Source organism: Cupriavidus sp. 10L45 (assembly GCF_056395225.1).
The window spans coordinates 1-16,939 of record NZ_JBFTJC010000005.1; the positions used below are offsets into that span (position 1 = coordinate 1).

Annotated in this window: 19 protein-coding genes and 2 tRNA genes; 12 read left to right on the forward strand and 9 right to left on the reverse strand. The window is 64.8% G+C overall.

From position 1 onward, the window contains the following. The coding region (locus AC1DFU_RS10010) for an IS3 family transposase (protein WP_441592170.1) at window positions 1-116 on the forward strand (116 nt) is incomplete at its 5' end. A gap of 73 nt (window positions 117-189) precedes the next feature. Here the strand turns inward: AC1DFU_RS10010 and hemW are convergent. The 5 genes from hemW to AC1DFU_RS10035 form a co-directional block, all read right to left on the reverse strand. Further along, window positions 190-1,458: a radical SAM family heme chaperone HemW gene (gene hemW, locus AC1DFU_RS10015; protein WP_441591905.1), complete on the reverse strand. Its 1,269-nt coding sequence runs from the start codon at window positions 1,456-1,458 to the stop codon at window positions 190-192. Then, window positions 1,455-2,069: an RdgB/HAM1 family non-canonical purine NTP pyrophosphatase gene (gene rdgB / locus AC1DFU_RS10020; protein WP_092293271.1), complete on the reverse strand. Its 615-nt coding sequence runs from the start codon at window positions 2,067-2,069 to the stop codon at window positions 1,455-1,457. The genes hemW and rdgB overlap by 4 nt, the downstream gene beginning before the upstream one ends. Before the next feature lie 35 nt (window positions 2,070-2,104). Further along, window positions 2,105-2,821 (reverse strand): ribonuclease PH, encoded by a 717-nt coding sequence (rph, locus tag AC1DFU_RS10025; RefSeq protein ID WP_092292233.1) that lies wholly within the window; start codon window positions 2,819-2,821, stop codon window positions 2,105-2,107. An 85-nt stretch (window positions 2,822-2,906) separates the two neighbouring features. Then, window positions 2,907-3,821: a PP2C family protein-serine/threonine phosphatase gene (locus AC1DFU_RS10030; RefSeq protein WP_092292235.1), complete on the reverse strand. Its 915-nt coding sequence runs from the start codon at window positions 3,819-3,821 to the stop codon at window positions 2,907-2,909. Between the two features lie 60 nt (window positions 3,822-3,881). Then, window positions 3,882-4,928: a serine/threonine protein kinase gene (locus AC1DFU_RS10035; RefSeq protein WP_092292237.1), complete on the reverse strand. Its 1,047-nt coding sequence runs from the start codon at window positions 4,926-4,928 to the stop codon at window positions 3,882-3,884. A 247-nt stretch (window positions 4,929-5,175) separates the two neighbouring features. Between AC1DFU_RS10035 and AC1DFU_RS10040 the strand changes: the two genes are divergently transcribed. From AC1DFU_RS10040 to AC1DFU_RS10055, 4 genes are all read left to right on the forward strand, one after another. Continuing rightward, window positions 5,176-6,111, forward strand: a complete 936-nt coding sequence (locus tag AC1DFU_RS10040) for a YicC/YloC family endoribonuclease (RefSeq protein WP_092292239.1) — start codon at window positions 5,176-5,178, stop codon at window positions 6,109-6,111. 10 nt (window positions 6,112-6,121) lie between these two features. After that, window positions 6,122-6,796: a guanylate kinase gene (gmk, locus tag AC1DFU_RS10045; RefSeq protein WP_092292241.1), complete on the forward strand. Its 675-nt coding sequence runs from the start codon at window positions 6,122-6,124 to the stop codon at window positions 6,794-6,796. Window positions 6,797-6,893: 97 nt separating this feature from the next. Beyond that, window positions 6,894-7,097, forward strand: a complete 204-nt coding sequence (rpoZ, locus tag AC1DFU_RS10050) for a DNA-directed RNA polymerase subunit omega (RefSeq protein WP_006578656.1) — start codon at window positions 6,894-6,896, stop codon at window positions 7,095-7,097. Between the two features lie 316 nt (window positions 7,098-7,413). After that, window positions 7,414-9,831, forward strand: coding sequence for a RelA/SpoT family protein (locus AC1DFU_RS10055; RefSeq protein ID WP_477159858.1), 2,418 nt, complete (start codon window positions 7,414-7,416; stop codon window positions 9,829-9,831). Between the two features lie 3 nt (window positions 9,832-9,834). Here AC1DFU_RS10055 and greB read toward each other — a convergent pair whose 3' ends face one another. Continuing rightward, window positions 9,835-10,404, reverse strand: a complete 570-nt coding sequence (greB, locus tag AC1DFU_RS10060) for a transcription elongation factor GreB (protein WP_092292243.1) — start codon at window positions 10,402-10,404, stop codon at window positions 9,835-9,837. Between the two features lie 125 nt (window positions 10,405-10,529). Between greB and AC1DFU_RS10065 the strand changes: the two genes are divergently transcribed. From AC1DFU_RS10065 to AC1DFU_RS10080, 4 genes are all read left to right on the forward strand, one after another. Further along, window positions 10,530-10,606: transfer RNA gene (locus AC1DFU_RS10065), tRNA-Arg, on the forward strand. 139 nt (window positions 10,607-10,745) lie between these two features. Continuing rightward, complete coding sequence (locus AC1DFU_RS10070; protein WP_092292245.1) at window positions 10,746-11,024, forward strand: hypothetical protein; 279 nt, start codon at window positions 10,746-10,748, stop codon at window positions 11,022-11,024. A gap of 160 nt (window positions 11,025-11,184) precedes the next feature. Beyond that, window positions 11,185-11,424, forward strand: coding sequence for a hypothetical protein (locus tag AC1DFU_RS10075; RefSeq protein WP_441591910.1), 240 nt, complete (start codon window positions 11,185-11,187; stop codon window positions 11,422-11,424). Between the two features lie 122 nt (window positions 11,425-11,546). After that, window positions 11,547-11,622, forward strand: a tRNA-Met gene (locus AC1DFU_RS10080). Window positions 11,623-11,715: 93 nt separating this feature from the next. On the opposite strand, the gene AC1DFU_RS10085 is transcribed toward AC1DFU_RS10080, so the two are convergent. Next, complete coding sequence (locus tag AC1DFU_RS10085; protein ID WP_092292249.1) at window positions 11,716-11,979, reverse strand: hypothetical protein; 264 nt, start codon at window positions 11,977-11,979, stop codon at window positions 11,716-11,718. A 56-nt stretch (window positions 11,980-12,035) separates the two neighbouring features. Next, the gene (locus AC1DFU_RS10090) at window positions 12,036-12,317 is read right to left on the reverse strand and encodes a hypothetical protein (protein WP_092292251.1); all 282 of its coding nucleotides are present in this window, start codon (window positions 12,315-12,317) and stop codon (window positions 12,036-12,038) included. A 229-nt stretch (window positions 12,318-12,546) separates the two neighbouring features. On the opposite strand from AC1DFU_RS10090, the gene AC1DFU_RS10095 reads away from it, so the two are divergent. The 3 genes from AC1DFU_RS10095 (at window position 12,547) to lpxO (ending at window position 15,327) form a co-directional block, all read left to right on the forward strand. Then, window positions 12,547-13,962 carry a DUF2252 domain-containing protein gene (locus AC1DFU_RS10095; protein WP_477159779.1) on the forward strand — a complete coding sequence of 472 codons (1,416 nt, stop codon included), beginning with the start codon at window positions 12,547-12,549 and terminating at the stop codon, window positions 13,960-13,962. A gap of 39 nt (window positions 13,963-14,001) precedes the next feature. Then, complete coding sequence (locus tag AC1DFU_RS10100) at window positions 14,002-14,313, forward strand: hypothetical protein (RefSeq protein WP_092292255.1); 312 nt, start codon at window positions 14,002-14,004, stop codon at window positions 14,311-14,313. A 111-nt stretch (window positions 14,314-14,424) separates the two neighbouring features. Then, window positions 14,425-15,327 carry a lipid A hydroxylase LpxO gene (lpxO, locus tag AC1DFU_RS10105; RefSeq protein ID WP_092292257.1) on the forward strand — a complete coding sequence of 301 codons (903 nt, stop codon included), beginning with the start codon at window positions 14,425-14,427 and terminating at the stop codon, window positions 15,325-15,327. A 24-nt stretch (window positions 15,328-15,351) separates the two neighbouring features. On the opposite strand, the gene AC1DFU_RS10110 is transcribed toward lpxO, so the two are convergent. Further along, window positions 15,352-16,884 carry a sensor domain-containing diguanylate cyclase gene (locus AC1DFU_RS10110; RefSeq protein ID WP_441591913.1) on the reverse strand — a complete coding sequence of 511 codons (1,533 nt, stop codon included), beginning with the start codon at window positions 16,882-16,884 and terminating at the stop codon, window positions 15,352-15,354. Between the last annotated feature and the right edge of the window lie 55 nt (window positions 16,885-16,939).

Sequence of the window (16,939 nt, forward strand, 5' to 3'; positions counted from 1 at the left end):
AGCAACTGCAGGATGGACTGCGCCAATACATTCACTACTACAATCATGACCGCATCAAGCTCAAACTAAAAGGGCTGAGTCCCGTGCAATACAGGACTCAGCCCTTTCCGGCCTAGCCATCAACCGTCCAACTTCTGGGGGTCAGTTCAACATGCGTGGCTTTTTTCATTGGGGCAGGAGGGCGCCGGCTCAGTCCTTCAGGAACATCTCCTGGAGGTTGTTCAGGAAGCGCCGGCCCAGTTCGGTCGGGCGGATCGTGGCGAGGTCGGCTTCCAGCAGGCCCTTCTTCTCGGCCTCGGCCAGCGTCTTGCTGATGGTGTGCAGCGGCAGGCCGGTGTAGTCGTGAAAGCTCGATGCCGGCACGCCGTCGGTCAGCCGCAGCGCGTTGAGCATGAACTCGAACGGCAGTTCGTCGGCGCTCACATCGCGTGATTCCTGCACGGCGTTGCCGGCCATCGCCTCGCGCATGTAGGTGGCGGGGTGTTTGTGCCGCATCTGGCGCAGTACCCGGTGCGGGAACGACAGTTTGCCGTGCGCGCCCGCCCCGATGCCGAGGTAATCGCCAAAACGCCAGTAATTGAGGTTGTGCCGCGCCTCCCGGTGCGGCTTGCCGTAGGCCGAGGTCTCGTAGTGCCGGAAACCGGCCTCGCCGGTGCGGGCCTCGATGATGTCCTGCATCTCGTAGGCGATGTCCTCGTCCGGCAGTGCGGGCGGGTACTTGGCGAACAGCGTGTTCGGCTCCAGCGTCAGGTGGTACATCGACAGGTGCGTGGTGCCATAGGCCAGCGCCGCTTCGAGGTCGCGCACGCATTCCTCCACGGTCTGGCCCGGCAGCGCGTACATCAGGTCGAGGTTCACGTTGTCAAAGCTGGCCTGCGCGATGTCGATGGCCGCGCGCGCCTCGCGTTCGCCGTGGATGCGGCCCAGCGCCTGGAGATGCCGGTCGCTGAAGCTCTGGATGCCGATCGACAGCCGGTTGATGCCGCTCGCGCGATAGCTCGCGAACCGCTCGGCCTCGAAGGTGCCGGGGTTGGCTTCCATCGTGATCTCGGCGTCGGCATCGAGCGGCAGCAGTGCGCGGATATCCGACAGCAGCCGGTCCATGCCGGCGGCGGACAGCAGGCTCGGCGTGCCCCCGCCGATGAACACCGTATGCACGGGGCGGCCCCAGACCAGCGGCAGCGATTGTTCCAGGTCGGCGCGCAGGGCGTCGAGGTAGGCGTCTTCGGGGATGTCGTGGCTGTCTTGTCCGCCGACGGTGCCCGGCGCCGCGTGCGAGTTGAAATCGCAATACGGACACTTGCGCACGCACCACGGGATGTGGACGTAGAGCGAGAGCGGCGGGGAGCCGGGCAGGGCGATCTGGCCCGGCTTGAGCCAGAGTTGCTGGTTGTCGGCGGGAGAGACGGGAGCCGAGACAGCGGGCTTGCCGCTGCTGACGGGGTGAATCGGAATCATGCGCGAACCTTCAGGCTGGCCGCCTGGAGCCGGGCCACCAGCCCCTGGAGCGCCAGCGCGCGATGGCTGATGGCGTTTTTCTCTTCCGCGCTCAGTTCGGCGGCCGTCTTGCCGATGCGCGGGAGCAGGAAATGCGGGTCATAGCCGAAACCGCCGGCGCCGCGCGGGGCATCGACCACCTCGCCGGCCCAGGTGCCTTCGGCGATGATCGGGCGCGGGTCGTCGGCATGGCGCACCAGCACCAGCACGCAGTAGTAATGCGCGTGGCGATTGAGCTTGCCGGCCAGCTGCGAGATCAGGTGCGCGTTGTTGGCTGCGTCGGACTTCGGCTTGCCCACGCTTTGCGCGTAGCGGGCCGAGTACACGCCCGGCGCGCCGTCCAGCGCGTCCACGCAGATGCCCGAGTCGTCGGCCAGCGCCGGCATGCCGGCGAGGCGGCTGGCGTGGCGCGCCTTGGCCAGCGCGTTCTCGACGAAGGTCGGATGCGGTTCCTCGGCTTCGGGAATGCCAAGGTCGCCCTGCGGCACCACGTCGATGCCAAGCGGCATCAGCAGCGCGCCGAACTCGCTCAGCTTGCCGGGATTGTTGGAGGCCAGCACAAGGCGTTGCATCGTCATCCCCTTTTGCTTTGCACGTTTCTCGTCGCTTACAGGCCGAGCGCCAGCTTCTGGTGGCGCACGAGGTCGGCAATGCCGGCTTCGGCCAGGCGCGTCATGGCGTCGAGGTCGGCGCGGCTGAACGGCACGCCTTCGGCGGTGCCCTGTACTTCGACGAAGCCGCCGCTGCCGGTCATGACCACGTTCATGTCGGTGTCACAGCTGCTGTCCTCGGCGTAGTCCAGGTCGAGCACGGGGACGCCGTCGACCATGCCCACGGAGACCGCGGCCACGAAGTCAAGAATTGGACTTTTTGCGATCAGGCCATCGGCCAGCATCTTGCTCACGGCGTCATGGGCGGCCACGAAGGCGCCGGTGATGGCGGCCGTGCGGGTGCCGCCGTCGGCCTGGAGCACGTCGCAATCGAGATGGATGGTGTACTCGCCCAGCGCGCCGAGGTCGAACACCGTGCGCATGGCGCGGCCGATCAGGCGCTGGATCTCCTGCGTGCGGCCGGTCTGCTTGCCGCGCGCGGCCTCGCGGTCGGAGCGGGTGTGCGTGGCGCGGGGCAGCATGCCGTACTCGGCCGTGACCCAGCCTTCGCCGCTGCCTTTCTTGTGCGGCGGCACCTTGGCCAGCACGCTGGCCGTGCACAGCACCTTGGTATCGCCAAAGGCACTCAGCACGGCACCTTCCGCGTGGCGGGTGTATTGGCGGGTCAGGGTGATGGGTCGCAGCGCATCGGCTGCGCGTCCGCTGGGTCGCATGGGGATCTTTCGTTGGAATCGGGTGAGACCGCGATTCTAACGCCGGCGGGCCATGCGTGCCCGCCGGAGTCCCGTGCGCGATACCTCAGCGCATGAAATTGGTGGTCTTGTCGATCGCGGCGCGGATCTCGGCAATCGACCGTTCGATCTCTTCCTCGGACAGCAGGTCGCTCTCGTTGCCCGTCCGTTCCAGGATCGACGTGGTGAAGGCGTTCAGCGGCAGGGTGTCGGTCAGCACGGCGTCGTCGTTCGGCACGGTGGCGTCGGCTTCCCACATCATGGCGATGGCTGTGGTGTTGTCGGCACCTTCGCCGGCGTTTTGAAGCGCCTGTTCGATCATGTCCGGGATGGCGTGCACCACCGACAGGCTGGTCACCCGGTCGACAATGACCTTCTCCTCCAGCGCGCCCCACAGGCCGTCCGAGCACAGCATCGCCACGTCGCCCGGTTCCAGGCGCACCGGGCCGCCGATGTCGATCAGCGGCAGGTTGGGCGAGCCGAGGCAGTTGTAGAGCTTGTTGCGCTCGGGGTGGTTGGCGACGTCCATCGGCAGCACGCGCTCCTGCTGGAGCAGGTTTTCGATCTTCGAGTGGTCCCGGGTGCGGGTGAGCAGGGTGCCCTTGCGGATCAGGTACAGGCGCGAGTCCCCGGCGTGGGCCCAGTGGATCTGGCCGTTCTGGATCAGGCAGCAGACCACGGTGGTGCGCGGCACGTCCGCCAGGCGGTTGGCTTCGGCATAGCGATGGATCTCGCGGTGCGCCAGCATGACCGTGTCCTGGAGGAAGTCCGCCGGATTGCGGATGGCCGGGCGGGCCTGGGTCTGGAACTGGCGCGCCAGCGTCTGCAGGGCTTGCTGCGCGGCGACTTCGCCCAGCGCATGGCCACCCAGGCCGTCGGCCAGCACCATCAGCAGGGCATCGCGCGTGAAGCAGTAGCCCATGCGGTCCTGGTTGATACGGCGGCCGCCTTTCCGGCTTTCCTGGTAGACGGAGAATCGCATGTTGTCGTGAGGTTCGGTCAGGGTCAGCCCGGCGGGTGCGCGGGGCCGACGCGTAGTGATTTAATCGCCGCTCTGCGTCGTGGCGGTGTCGTCGCGGCGGCGCAGCAAGGTCATGAAGCGGCTCGTCGCGTTCATGCGTTCGGTAACGGGCCCAGCAGGGTTGGCTGCCGCCGCGGCGGCCGATTGCTCGCCCAGCGCGTTGCTCTGGTCGCGCAACTCCTTTTGAAGGCGGAACACGCTTTGCGGGCGCTCGGACGGCGTGAGCCGGAGGCACCATTCGACGAGGTCCACCAGCCCGTTGGTATAGGTGGCGCGCAGCCGGGAGATCGACTCGCCCATGCGGTCTTCCTTCTCGCGCTGGTTGGCCTCCTGCGGCGGCATGCCGGCCATGCAGGCGTAGAGCGTGGCGCCCAGGCTGTAGATGTCGGTCCAGGGGCCGAGGTCGCTGTGCTTGCCGTAGAGTTCGGGTGCGGCGAAACCGGGGGTGTACATCGGCTGGAAGCGGGCGGCTTCCATGGTCAGGATCTGCCGCGCGGCGCCGAAGTCGAGCAGGATCGGCGATTCGTCCTCGCGCAGGTAGATATTGCCGGGCTTGATGTCCAGGTGCAGCAGCTTGTGGATATGGACTTCGCGCAGGCCGCTCATCAGGTCGTGGAACACCTTGCGGATGAACCGCTCGCGCAGCACCTTGGGCTTGCCCTGCTGCCGGGCCTGCAGGATATGCTCCTGCAGCGTCTTGCCCAGCTCGTAGTTCATGACCATGTAGACCGTGGAGTTCTCGCGGAAGAAATTCACCACGCGCACCACGCTCGGATGGGAAATGCGCGCCAGCGAGCGGCCTTCCTCGAAGAAATATTTCAGGCCCAGGCGAAACGAGGCCGCGTTCTCTTCCGGGACGACCGGAATCAGCTCGCCCGGGTTGCGGCGGGCCAGCGAGGACGGCAGGTATTCCTTGATGGCCACCGGGGCGCCGGTTTCATCGGTGGCGAGGTAGACGAAACTGAACCCCCCGCTGGCCAACTTCTTTACAATACGGTAGTTGGCCAGCAGCGTGCCGATGGGCAGCGGCGCACTCTTGGGTTGGTTAGCGCCCTTGGACTCTGTCATAGGATTCGGGACCTCATTTGCTCCCGGATTCTCCCGGCTAATCGATCACTTGTAAAGAAAACATTAGCGGGGACTGTTGCCAAAAATCCGCGTTTTCCAACCGGATTTTTCGTTGATTTTCTGCCCGGCCGGCGCGCTGCCGGCGCCCCCGCCCCGGTGCTGGCTTTGCGCGCCCCGGCGGGCGCGATAACCGCTCCGATTTACCCGTATTTCGACCCTTTCCGACTCTTACGCGAGATAACCGACAATGATCCACAGCATGACAGGGTATGGCCTGGCGACGCGCCAGGCGCCGCTGACAAACGCCAAGGGCGAGCCCAGCGGCCGGACCGCATCGGTTTCGGTGGAATTCCGGACTGTCAATTCGCGTTTTCTCGACCTGTTGTTCCGCGCCCCCGAGGAATGCCGCGCGTTCGAGCCCGCCCTGCGCGAGATGCTCATGGGCGAGCTGTCGCGCGGCAAGCTGGAATGCCGTATCAACCTGCAGCGCACCGATACCGGCGGCGCCACGCTGGCGCTGAACCAGGGCTTGCTGGACCAGATCCGCGCGCTGGAGTCCACCGTGGCCGCCACCTTCAGCGGCGCCGGTTCGCTGCGCATGGGCGAGATCCTGCGCTGGCCCGGCGTGCTGGTCGAGCCGGAACTGTCGCAGGAATCCCTGCGCGAGGCCGTCACGGGTGCCGCCCGTGAGGCGCTGAACCAGTTGCTGGAAGCGCGCCGGCGCGAGGGCGAGGCCCTCAAGGCCACGCTGATGGAGCGCATCGACGCGATGCTGGCCATCGTCGAGCGCCTGACGCCGACCATCCCCCAACTGATCGCCCATCATCAGGAAAAGCTGACCGAGCGCCTCCAGGAGGCGTTCAACCTGGCCGCGCCGTCCGGCATGCCGTCGATGAGCCGCGACGAGATCGGCGAGCGCATTCGCCAGGAAGCCACGGTGTACGGCATCCGCATCGATATTGCCGAGGAACTGTCGCGCCTGCAGGCCCACCTCAACGAAACGCGGCATATCCTGAAGAAGGGCGGGCAGGTCGGCAAGCGGCTCGACTTCATGATGCAGGAGCTGAACCGCGAGGCGAACACGCTCGGCTCGAAGGCCGCCGCTAAGGAGCTGGCCGACGCGTCGATGGAGCTCAAGCTGCTGATCGAGCAGATGCGCGAACAGATCCAGAATCTCGAATAAGTCCTAAACCATGAGTGAAACGTCCCACACCGCGTCCCAGTCCGCGCCGCACGTCGCCATCGACACCGCCTACCCCGGCAACCTGTTCATGGTGGTGGCCCCGTCCGGGGCCGGCAAGTCCACGCTGGTGAACAAGCTGCTGTCGCAGGATTCGGCCATCCGCCTGTCGATCTCGCACACCACGCGCAAGCCGCGCCCGGGCGAGCAAAACGGCCGCGAGTACCATTTCACGACCGTGGACGAGTTCCGCGTCGCGCGCGACCGGGGAGAATTCCTGGAATGGGCCGAGGTGCATGGCAATTACTACGCCACGTCCCAGGTCTGGATCGAGCAGCAGATGGCCCAGGGCAACGACGTGCTGCTCGAAATCGACTGGCAGGGCGCCCAGCAGGTGCACAAGCGGTTCTCGAACGCGGTGGAGATCTTCATCCTGCCGCCGTCGCTGACCGCGCTCGAGGAGCGGCTCAAGAAACGCGGCCAGGACGAGCCGAACGTGATCGTGCGCCGCCTGCTGGCCGCGGGCAGCGAAATGTCGCATGCGTCGGAATCGGATTACGTCATCATCAACGAGGTGTTCGATGACGCGCTGGCGCAGCTGAAAGACGTCGTCCGTGCCACCCGTCTGCGCTTTTCGTCGCAGAAGGCACGTCACAACGAGCTGTTCATCGAGCTGGGCATTCACTGACCGAAGGTCGGTGCCCAAGGGTCGGCCGGAACGTTTTCGGCCGCGTGCTGTAAAATGACGGCCTGTCGAACAGGTTTTGTCTCAAGGTGGATTCAATATGGCGCGTATTACCGTCGAAGATTGTCTGAAACACATCCCGAACCGCTTTGAGCTTGCGCTCGCCGCGACGTATCGGGCACGCCAGCTGGTGCAGGGCCACACGCCCAAGGTTGAGGCCAAGGACAAGCCCACCGTGGTGGCGCTGCGCGAGATCGCGTCCGGTCAGGTCGGCATCGAGATGCTGAAGAAGGTACCGACCTGATTGCCAGGGCGGCCTGTGGTGCATCGTTGTCTCGCGTACGTGCGGATTCAGCCGCGCATTCGTCCGGATTCCAGGGGCCGCCCCCATGTCTTCATCGTCGTCCAAGTCCGCGATCCATCCCGCGATCGTCCTGCCGGGTCCGCCCGGCGTACGGACGGACGGCGAACGGCCGGCACCGGGCCCCGTTGCCGCCGCCAGCGTGGCCCCGGGCGCCCCTTTGCCTGCCACGCCCTCCGCACTGCCGGTGTCGGTCGGCTTGCCGCCTGCGCCGCCGGGTTCACCCGGGGGTAGGCGCACCATGTCTGGCCAGATGCCGATGACCGCCCGAACCGGCGCCCCGAACCTGCCCGATCCGCTCGGCGACAACGTCGTCGGGGAACGGTCTGTCGTGCCGCCGCTGCAAGGCAAGTCACGTGCTGGGTTGGCCAACGACCTCGTGGCCGAGCYCATCGAGGGCACCCTGCCTGCCGCGCCGGCGGGCGAATTGTTCATCGACGCAGTGCTGGCGCAGTCATACCGGCACTTCTTCGGTCCGACCTCGCAGCCGGCCGTCCCGCCGCGCCAGCAGGTCATCTCCATCTCCCGGCTGATGGAGACGCTCACCTACCTGAAGCCCGCCGATCAGGCGCTGGTGCGCGAAGCCTTCCAGTTTTCCGACGAAGCCCACCTGGGCCAGTACCGCCAGAGCGGCGAGCCGTACATCACCCACCCGGTGGCGGTGGCGGAACTGTGCGCGGACTGGAAGCTGGACGTCCAGTCGATCATGGCCGCGCTGCTCCATGACGTGATGGAGGACCAGGGCATCACCAAGAGCGAACTGGCCGAGAAATTCGGTCCCAAGGTCGCGGAACTGGTGGATGGCCTGACCAAGTTGGACAAGCTCGAATTCCAGAGCCGCGAGCAGGCGCAGGCGGAAAGCTTCCGCAAGATGCTGCTGGCGATGGCGCGCGATGTGCGGGTGATCCTGGTCAAGCTGGCCGATCGCACGCACAACATGCGGACGCTCGATTTCGTGCCGCCCGAGAAGCGGCGCCGGATCGCGCTCGAAACCATGGAGATCTACGCGCCGATCGCGCATCGGCTGGGTCTCAACACGATTTACCGCGAGCTCCAGGAACTGTCGTTCAAGGTGGGCTCGCCGTTCCGCTACGCTACGCTCGAGAAGGCCGTCAAGGCCGCGCGCGGCAACCGGCGCGAGGTGGTCAAGCGCATCCTGGAAGCCGCCGAGCGCGCGCTGGCCGACGCCGGCATCGTGGCCGAGCTGTCCGGGCGCGAAAAGACGCTGTACAGCATCTATCGCAAGATGCACGACAAGCAGCTGTCGTTCTCGCAGGTGCTGGACGTCTACGGCTTCCGCGTGGTCGTGGAAACGCAGATGCACTGCTACATGGCGATGGGCGCGCTGCACAGCTTGTACAAGCCGATGCCGGGCAAGTTCAAGGACTACATCGCAATTCCGAAGATCAACGGCTACCAGTCGCTCCACACGACGCTGGTGGGCCCGTTCGGCACGCCGGTGGAGTTCCAGATCCGCACGCGCGGCATGCACCAGATTGCCGAGGCCGGCGTGGCTGCGCACTGGATGTACAAGCACCAGGCCGATCACGCCAACGATATCCAGCAGCAGGCGCACCAGTGGCTCCAGTCGCTGCTGGACATCCAGAGCCAGACCGGCGACTCGCAGGAGTTCCTGGAGCACGTCAAGATCGACCTGTTCCCGGACGCGGTCTACGTGTTCACGCCGAAGGGCCATATCCGCGCGCTGCCACGCGGCGCCACCGCGCTGGACTTCGCCTACGCGGTGCACAGCGACCTCGGCAACCAGTGCGTGGCGGTCAAGATCAACAACGAGTTGTTGCCGCTGCGTACCGAGCTGAAGAGCGGCGATATCGTCGAGGTGGTCACGGCGCCGTACTCGAAGCCAAATCCGGCGTGGCTCGCCTTCGTCCGCACGGGCAAGGCGCGCGCGGCGATCCGACATTACCTGAAGACGACCAAGCTCGACGAGGCCATCCAGCTGGGCGAACGCCTGCTGGAGCAGTCGGCGCGCCAGCTTGGCATCGAGCTCAAGGCGGTGCCGCAGGCGGTCTGGGATCGCATGATCCAGTGGACCGGCAACAAGCACAAGGAAGACATCTTCGCCGACCTGGCGCTCGGCCGCCGCGTGCCGGCGGTGGTGGCGCGGCGCATGGAGATCCTGCTGCAGGAGCTGTCCGGCGACGTCGACAGCGCGCTGCTGGCTGCCGTGCAGACCTTCGCGGGCGAGGAAGCGCCGGCCGTGCCGATTACCGGCGACGAAGGCATGTCGATGATCTTCTCGGCCTGCTGCCGGCCGATTCCCGGCGATTCGATCGTCGGCTATCTCGGCAAGGGCGAGGGGTTGCAGATCCACGTGCAGGATTGCAAGGTGGCCAAGCGGCTGCACAGCAAGGACCCGGAGCACTGGATCGAGGTCATGTGGGCCAAGAAGACGACCCGCGCCTTCGACGTGTCGATCAAGGTCATGGTGCGCAACGTGAAGGGCATCGTGGCGCGCGTGGCCGCGGACCTGACCGCCGCCGACGCCAACGTGGCCCACGTGGCCATGGAGCAGCAGCAGGGCGGCCACCAGGAAGCCACGTACATGCAGTTCGTGATCCAGGTCCAGAACCGCCTGCACCTGGCCAACGTGATGCGCGGGCTGCGGCGCAACCCGGACGTGATCCGGATCTTCCGCGACCGCAACGACGGCTGACGCCTAGTTCACCGCGCCCTTCGCCGGGTAACGGACTTCCAATATATCGATCTGTTCCATCCCGGCCGGCGTGCGCAGCGGCACGGTGTCGCCCTCGCGCGCCTTGATCAGTGCCTTGGCGATCGGCGAAATCCAGCTCACATGGTTGTTGTCGAGGTCCACCTCGTCCATGCCGACGATGGTGATCGTGGTTTCGTCGCCGGACTGGTTCGCATAGGTGACCGTGGCGCCGAAGAAGACCTGGTCGTTGTCGCCCTGCAGCGAGGGGTCGACGACTTCGGCCTTGTCGAGCCGGCGCGTGAGAAAGCGGATGCGGCGATCGATCTCGCGCAGCCGCTTCTTGCCATAGAGATAGTCCCCGTTCTCGGAGCGGTCGCCGTTGGAGGCGGCCCAGGAGACGATCTGCACCACCTCGGGACGGTCCACGTCGATCAGGTGCATCAGCTCGTCGCGCAGGCGGTTGTAGCCCGTGGCGGTAATGTAGTTCTTGGTGCCGGCAGGCACCGGCGTGGCGCCCTCGGGCAGGTCGTCGTCATCATCGTCCGACGACTCTTTGACAAAAGCCTTGTTCATGGTCCGGATCACTTCTTCGGGTAGTCATTATAGGAAGTTGCGCGGCCGGAGCGCGCCGGGCGAAAAAAATGCGGCGTAGGGGGTTCACAAAATTGAAAACTTCTATATAATCTCATTTCTCGAGTGCGGCTGTAGCTCAGTTGGATAGAGTACTTGGCTACGAACCAAGGGGTCGTGGGTTCGAATCCTGCCAGCCGCACCACCTATCGAGTCAAAAAGGGCTTCCGGAAACGGAAGCCCTTTTTGCATTCCCTCCCCGCATTTCCCTTCCCTCCCGGAACACTCCGCCCGCATACCGCTCAAACCTGCATCGGTCCTTGTCGATCGCACGGAGAACGCGCATGAACCAGGATGAATGGCGGGTAGAGGGCTATCGGGGCATGGATGCCTACGTGCTGCTGTCGTCGCATCGGCAGGCCGTGGCTGGCAGCGTGTCTGATACGGAAACGTACGGCTACGAGGTGCGCATCGCGCAGGAGGGTGTCGATCCCTCCGATACCGGCGATACGGAGATCCTCTCCAGCGGCGGCCACGAATTTGCCACGCGGCACGCTGCCGAAGTGGCGGCTTTCAGTGCCGCCTATGCACTCATCGACAAACTTTTAGGACCGGTCAGATAGACAGCAAAGTTCCTTGCGGGTAGCGCAATGACGTATGTCACGGCGTGACCTGCCTGTCGGGGCGGAACTTGATCTGGATCATTTTTGATCGGTGGGGTGGCACCTAGGCTGGATGTGAAGCGCGATGTTCGCGCCTTGCAGCAGACCGGAGGTAGCCACCATGTCCGAGTATGAAGGATTCAAGATCGTCTACGAGGTGATCCATTTGCCGAAGGGCAAGTGGGGGATCGTGATCGAGATCATCCGGCGCGTGGACGGCGAAATCCTGATGGCTCGCCACAATCCTTTTCCGAGCCATCCTTTCGATACGAAGCTCGAGGCGCTCGAGCATGTGAACCACTACATCGCTTCGACGCTCGATGATCTCGATGACGCGCACACGGTGCGGCGGATCGCATGATCCGCATCGGTGATGCACAAAAAGAAAACGCCCTTCGCGGGCGTGTTCTTCTTCACGGTGCAGAAAGTGGAAATAGTGTTTGCCTTATGCGGGACGATCCCCCATAATCCATCTCCTTCGGACGCGGGGTGGAGCAGTTGGCAGCTCGTCGGGCTCATAACCCGAAGGTCGCAGGTTCAAGTCCTGCCCCCGCAACCAACACCTCTGAAGCCCTCTTCAAAAACCTCTGCCGATCACGGCAGAGCGTTCCTGGCAGTACTTTCCAAAGTTCGTAATTTCAACGCCTGACGCTTACGCGTGCACCAGCGACGCCGCCTTCGCGAACGTATCGCGCACTTGCGGCTGGCCTTCGCGCTCCGCCGCCTCGGCACGATCGGTGAGGCGGCCCTTGAGCACGGCGATATTGCCGCCGCCGCCCAGCTTGGTCGATGCATCGCGCATCAGTTGCGTGAGTTCCTGCGTCACGTCAGCACCATCGAAGGCGCTGACCGACAGCGCGGACACGCGCTCCAGAAAATTGTTGACCAGCGCTTCATCATGTTGCGGTTCGGGCATGGCTGCTCCTTGTCGAACGATTGAGAGAGGCGATGTGAGACGCAGGGCCGGCGGGATCAGGACCGGGGCAGTTGCGGCGTGATGCGCCGTCGGGCGGGCTTCAGCGCCCGCGTGGGCCAGAGCACGTAGTTCGTATGCGGGTCCATCGGCTTGCCGAAGTACGAGACCCACACCTGCACGCCTTGTTCGGTTTCGGAAACGATCGCGGCCACGGCACGGGCGGCGACGGAAGGGGACTTGAGCAGGTCGGCCAGGGCTTCCACGCCCTGGACCACATGGTGCTTCACCCCCCTGAACCACACGTACTGACGCATGGCTGCAAGAAAATTCTTTGTCATGGACTCGACGGTTCCTTGTTGTAGTGCTGCGAGATGAGACCCAAGCTTACACGCTTAGTTGTGACACCTTTGTAGGGAGGCGTCTGATTTTTCCGCAAAGGCACGGCCGAATGTGATGCATGCGACGTGCGCTGCCAAATTGACATTGGGCGACGCTTGTCTTAGCTTCGTTACATACTCTGCACATCGCTGTTTCCTGAATCGTTGTCCCGGCCCAAGGCATGGAGGCATGGTGGAACATGTAGCGGATCTGAACGAACGGCGCGCCCGTGGCAAGGCGCTGCGCCAACTGGTGCCGCGACGGACACACGCAGCGGTCGGCAACGTGGATCGGGACCCGATTCCGCTACTCGAGACCAGCAGCGCTGGCCGGGTGGAGCGGCTGGTGCCCTTGCGCTACGGGCGCATGATCCAGTCCCCGTTTACATTTTTCCGAGGCAGCGCGATCGTCCAGGCGCACGACCTTGCGGGTACGCCGGCCTCGGGCATGACCATCCAGATCTGCGGCGACTGTCACCTCTCGAATTTCGGCGGGTTTGCCACGCCCGAGCGCGCGCTGCTGTTCGATGTGAACGATTTCGACGAGACCAGTCCAGGCCCGTGGGAGTGGGGCCTGAAGCGGCTCACCGCCAGCATGGTCGTCGCCGCGCGCCACCTGCGTCACGGCAAGACTGCCGCCGACAATATGGTCTGCGAAGTGGTCAACAGCTATCGCGACCGCATGGCCATGTATGCGGAAATGGGCGTGCTGGAAACCTGGTACGACCGCATTACGTTCGACCGCCTGCTGGCCGAGGCACTCAACCCCACGGCCCAGAAGGAGATCCGCCGCGCGATGGAGCGTGCCGCCACGCGTACGCATGAGACCCTGCTGCCGAAGCTGAGCGCGCGCTCAGGGCACCGCTGGCGCATCCTGGACGCCCCGCCGGCCGTCTTCCATATCCGGGGCGAGCAAACGCTGTTCACGAAGGACGACGACTGGCTGAAGAAGAGCGTCGATGCCGACGTGATCGCCAAGTGCTTCAGCGATTACACCTCCACGCTGGCCGCCGATCGCCGCGAACTGCTCTCGCATTTCATCTCCCAGGACATCGCCTTCAAGGTGGTGGGCGTGGGCAGCGTGGGCACGCGCTGCCTGATCCAGCTACTCACGGACAGCCATGACAAGCCGCTGTTCCTCCAGTTCAAGGAGGCCACGCAATCGGTGGTGGCGCGTTATTTCAAGTCCCCGGCGGTGACGCACGAGGGCCGGCGCGTGGTGGAAGGGCAGCGCCTGATGCAGGCCGCCAGCGACCTGTTCCTGGGTTGGACCAAGGGGCCCTCCGGCCGCCACTTCTACGCCCGGCAGTTGCGCGACATGAAATTCTCGGCCGAGATCGAACTGATGGATGCCGAACTGCTGACCGGCTACGGGCGCGTGTGCGGCCGGGCGCTGGCCCGCGCGCATGCCAAGGCGAGCAACCTGGCGCCGGAGATCAGCGGCTACCTGGGCACCAGCGACGCCATGGCCGAGGCGCTGGTGGGCTACGCCAACGCCTATGCCGACCAGGTGGACCGCGACTACGAGGCCTTCGCCGCAGCATGCCGGTCGGGGCGGCTCGCCGCGCGTACCGATGCCGACATGGCTGCCGATTTCCAGGTTTGATGCCCGCGTAAAATCAGAATCGTCCTAAGGAGTTTGCCGATGACCGAGGATATGCTGCTGCAACTGATGGTGGAGGTGGAGCGTGCGGACCCCATCGACTACGCCAACCTGCCGTTCGACGATGACGCGCTGCGGGCGCTCGCCTGCAAGCTGATCGCCGAACGATCGACGGAACTGGAGCTGTCGGGGATGTCGCAGGAAGCGCTGTTGGCGACACTCTGGGCGTCCACGGCCAAGCTCGTGCTCGAGAACATCGTGCTCAACGCGCGGCTGCTGACCTTGCAGGGATTGCCCGACGACGCCAAGGCGCTGATCGACCGTATCGCCCGCCAGTCGCGCGGCGGGGCGTGAATCCTCCAGCGATAAAAAGCGGCCCGTGCATCACACGATGCGCGGGGGCCGGCGTTTGGATAAAATACCGGCTTCAATCGGGCCTGGGCCTGATTTCTGGAGGTTTTACGCGTGATCAAGTGGATTATCGTCGCTGCATATCTGGGTGCCATCCTGTATGTGCATTTCCGCGGCAAGGTGCGACTGCCGTTCATGCGCCAGTTGCTCGACCACTCCGCGCTGGTGGCGCCGGTCAACTGCTTCATGTACATGTTCTCGGGCGTGCCGCGTACGCCGTACATTGGCGTCGAGCGGTTCCCGGACCTGGAGAAGCTGCGCGCTGCATGGCCGCAGATTCGTGACGAGGGCCTGGCCCTGGTCGCGATGCGCAAGATCAAGGCCGCCGACAAGAATGACGACGCCGGCTTCAACTCGTTCTTCAAGTACGGCTGGAAGCGTTTCTACCTGAAATGGTACGAGGCGCAGCACCCGTCCGCCGAGACGTTGTGCCCGAAGACCGTGGCGCTGCTGCGCGAACTGCCGACCGTGAAGGCGGCGATGTTTGCCGAGCTGCCGCCGGGCGGCAAGCTGAACCCGCACCGCGACCCGTTTGCCGGCTCGCTGCGCTATCACCTCGGGCTGTCCACGCCGAACGACGACCGCTGCTTCATCGAGGTGGACGGCGAGCGCCATAGCTGGCGCGATGGCCACGGCGTGGTGTTCGACGAAACCTACCTGCACTGGGCCGAGAACCGCAGCGACAAGGATCGCCTGATCCTGTTCTGCGACATCGAGCGTCCGATGCGCTATCGCTGGACCGCCGCGGTCAACCACTGGTTGGGCCGCAAGGTGATGACGGCCGCCAGCTCGCCGAACGAGGAATCCGACCAGACCGGCGCCATCAACAAGCTGTTCCGCTTCGTCTGGCTGGGCGGTCAGTACCGCCGCCGCTTCAAGTCCTGGAACAAGAACGTCTACTACGTGACCAAGTTCGGGCTGATCCTCGGCGGCGTCGCGCTGATTGTTTTCCTCTGATTTTTGCGATCGATTTCCCGATAGTCAGGGCTCGGCGGCACCCGTCCGCCGACGCTCGGCGCCCACGGCCTCGTAGTGCGCACGCTTGTCCTCGTACATGCGGCTGTCGGCCAGCTTGACCGTATCGGTCAGCCGGTCGCCCTGCGTGCACGTGGCGGCGCCAATCGAAAACGACAGCCGCGCACCCGGATAGAACTGGTTGTTCAGCTCCACCACCTGCTGGATCTGATCGACTACCGTGGCCGCGCCGCGTTCGTCGTTGCCGGGTAGCAAAACCATGAATTCATCGCCGCCGATGCGGGCCACGCAGGCCTGCTCGCCCACGGCTTTCTTGAGCACCTCGCCCGTGCGGCGCAGCAGCGCGTCGCCGTCGCCGTGGCCGTACTGGTCGTTGACCTGCTTCAGGCCATTGAGGTCCACCGCCACCACGCTGACCGGCCACGGACCCTTGCGGCCCAGGCGCGCCAGTTCATCCTCGTAATACGCGCGGTTGTAGAGCTTGGTCAGCACGTCGTGCTTGCCCAGGAACTCGACGTAGGCCTCGGCCTTCTTGCGCGCGGTGATGTCGGTCAGCGACACCAACACCTGATCCCAGTCCGCCTCCCGGCCCGGGAAGACCGACCACTGCATGAATACGTCCACCGAGCGGCCATCGAGCGCGTAGTTGATAACTTCGCGCTGCTGCCAGAGCTTTTCGTGCCAGAGGTCGATCAGCTGCTCGGCGAAGTGGATGCGCATGTCGTCGCGGAACACGTCGCCCAGCCGGGACAGCAGGATGTCCTTGCTCGGCGCGGCGAACATCGTCAGCGTCTGCTGGTTGACGTCGAGCACGCGGATCTCCTGCATGCAGCGCGAGACGAAGTCCGGGTGCACATTCAGAAAAGTCCGAAAATCGGTGATGCCGGCCGCGCGCACCTCGTCCAGCAGCATCTTCACCGCGCTGAAGTCCTCCACCCAGAGCGAGACCGGCGAGTGTTCGAACAGTCCCTGAGCGTATTGCTGGCTGCGGCGCAGGTCGCGCTCGCTGCGCACGCGCGTGGTGATGTCCTCGATCGACAACAGCACGCGCGACCAGTCCTGCTCGTGGCCCGGCATGACCGTGGCGTCGAGCCGGATGTCGATCCGTTCGCCGTCAAGCGTGTAGTTGACGGTCTGGCTGGCGAAGTGCCGGCCGCCGTCCCAGAGCTGGCCAAGTTCCTCGACGTGCTGGTCGAACATGTCGTCACGGAACACGGTGTCGAGGTTGGCGACGAGGTCCGCCAGGTCGGCGGCGCGGAAGAGGTCGAGCGTGCGGCGATTGACGTCGAGCACGCGGATCAGGGCCGAGCAGCGCGCCACTTCGGCCGGGCGCTCGCGCAGATAGGCGCGCAGGTCGGTGACCCCGTCCGCGCGCAGTTGATCGAAGGCCAGCCGCACGGCGCTGAAGTCCTCGAGCCAGAGCGAGACAGGCGCGAGCTGAAACAGCGTTTGATAATCGTCGTCGAGCCGCGAAGCGGCGGGTGCACTGCCCAAGTTTGCTCTCCCTGGTTCTGGTAGTCGGTGTCCGCGCACAAGCATAGGCGAGGGCGCCGCCATTTTGGGACAAATCCTAGCGGAAGTCTCGCAGGAACGG